The 2,470-nt window shown below is 37.2% G+C and carries 2 protein-coding genes and 1 pseudogene; all 3 read left to right on the forward strand.

What is annotated here, in order from left to right:
- Window positions 1-276: pseudogene (locus AC1DSL_RS17200) on the forward strand (beta-ketoacyl-[acyl-carrier-protein] synthase II); the annotation flags it as partial.
- Between the two features lie 444 nt (window positions 277-720).
- Entirely contained in the window at window positions 721-1,740 is a 1,020-nt protein-coding gene (locus tag AC1DSL_RS17205; protein WP_477533154.1) for an ABC transporter ATP-binding protein, read from the forward strand.
- The coding region (locus tag AC1DSL_RS17210) for an ABC transporter ATP-binding protein (protein WP_477533155.1) at window positions 1,727-2,470 on the forward strand (744 nt) is incomplete at its 3' end. The genes AC1DSL_RS17205 and AC1DSL_RS17210, both read left to right, overlap by 14 nt.

Genomic DNA, 2,470 nt, shown 5'->3' on the forward strand with positions numbered 1-2,470 from the left:
GGTGAACATGCTTACAAACTTGCTATGAGTTCAACAAAATCAATGACAGGACATTTGCTTGGAGCAGCTGGCGGAATTGAAGCGATATTTACTTCGCTTGCAATACATGATAGTATTTTGCCTCCAACGATGAACTTGGAAAATCCTGATCCGATTTGTGATCTTGATTATGTGGCAAACGCCTCACGTGAAAAAGAAATCGAGTATGCAATGAGTAATTCACTTGGTTTTGGTGGACATAACGCGTCACTTTTATTCAAAAAAGTTCGTAATTAAACAGTTAAAGTCTCAGTAGCATGTAAGTGCTATTGAGACTTTTTTTGTTAGTTTTATCCATTAGATAATGTCGGATGATGTCGAAATATTAGGGAGACGAAAACAATTTCAATGGTTACTTAGTAGAAAAACTTTATATGCATATCAAATGAACGAATTAAATATTATTTACTGCGATATATTAAAATTCTCAATAAAAAGGCTATATATATCAATTCAACTAAAATTATAACTATATTAAAATAACTAAATTTAATAATAATGATTATTTAATTTACGTGTCATTCATACTTTAAACACAGTATGAGTAAATTTAATATAAAAATAATTGTTGTAACATTTGGAAAGATATTGTATATTTTTAAAAAGTGTTCGACTTTTCTGATAAAACGAACTAATACATACTATTCAGCTAAGATAAACCAACATGTGGGAGGCGTTAATTTGAGTAATCCTGTGTTAAATATTCGCAATCTTTCAACATCTTTTAAGATTAAAGAGCAGTATTATGCAGCGGTTGATGATGTCACGTTGACAGTAAATGAAAACGAAGTACTAGCGATTGTTGGTGAGTCGGGATGTGGGAAAAGCGCATTAGCTCTTTCCATTATGGGGCTTCATACAAAAAAACGAACAAAATTAGATGGTGAAGTTAATTATAATAGTCAAAACTTATTGCGTTTAAACGATGCGAATTTGAACAAAATCCGCGGGAATGATATTGGTATGATTTTTCAAGATCCTTTGACAGCTCTGAATCCATTAGTGYGCATCGGGAAACAAATTGAAGAGTCCATGAAGTATCATACGAAACTTCCAGGGAGACAGCGTAAAAAAAAGGCGCATGAGTTACTTGGGAAAGTGGGCATTCCAAACGTAGAACGCGTTTATACACAATATCCTCATGAATTATCAGGTGGAATGAGACAACGTGTTGTCATAGCGATTGCTCTTGCTTGCGAGCCAAAGCTATTGATAGCGGATGAACCAACAACCGCATTGGATGTAACAATTCAGGCACAAATTATGGATTTGATGAAAACACTCCAGGAAGATACAAAGGCTGGCATTATCCTGATTACACATGACTTGGGAGTTGTAGCCGAAATGGCAGACCGAGTAGCAGTTATGTATGCTGGTCAAATTGTTGAAGTGGCAGCTGTGGATACAATCCTGTCGAATCCGCTTCATCCATACACACGATCTTTATTGAATTCAATCCCAAGTAATTTTTCAAACAAAGGTCGTTTGCACGTAATTGATGGGGTAGTCCCATCGATTCAAAATCTAAAGAGAACTGGTTGTCGTTTTGCTCCTCGAATCGAATGGGTCGGTGAGGAAGAACATCAAGAGAATCCCGTTTTGGAAGAAGTAGAACCGAATCACTGGGTGCGTTGCTCATGCTATCGTAATTTCTACTTCCCAGAAGGGAAAACAGGAGAAAAACACTATGTCCTTACTTAAAGTGAACGATTTAAAAATACATTATCCAATTCGCGGTGGGGTTTTCAAAACCGTAAAAGATCATGTACGTGCAGTCGACGGCGTCAGCTTTAATCTTCAAGCAGGTGAAACATATGGTCTTGTAGGTGAATCTGGTTGTGGGAAAACGACTACGGGACGTACAATCATCGGATTGAATAAAGCCACTTCGGGTGAAATTTTATTTGATGGAACAGATTTGACCAAGTTGTCAAAAAGTGATCGCCGCAAATATACAAAAGACATTCAAATGATTTTCCAGGATCCTTATTCATCACTGAATTCAAGGAAGCGTGTACTTGATATTGTTGCAGAACCGATTCGTAACTTCGAACGGTTATCACCAGATGAAGAGCGCAAACGCGTACAGTTTGTCATTGAACGAGTGGGGTTGAACCCAGAAGCTATTTATAAATATCCGCATGAGTTTTCAGGTGGACAGCGTCAACGTATAGGGATTGCCAGAGCTTTAATGTTAAATCCGAAATTAATTATTGCAGATGAACCGGTGTCGGCATTGGATGTTTCGGTACAAGCTCAGGTTTTGAACTTCATGCAGGACATCCAAAAAGAATTTAACCTTACGTACTTATTCATCAGTCACGATCTTGGCATTATTCGTCATATGTGCGATCGAATGGGAATTATGTATCGCGGTCAATTTGTTGAAGAAGGGACAAGCGAAGAAATTTACAACAATCCACAACATATC

This window comes from Paenisporosarcina sp. P4_D4, from assembly GCF_056401835.1.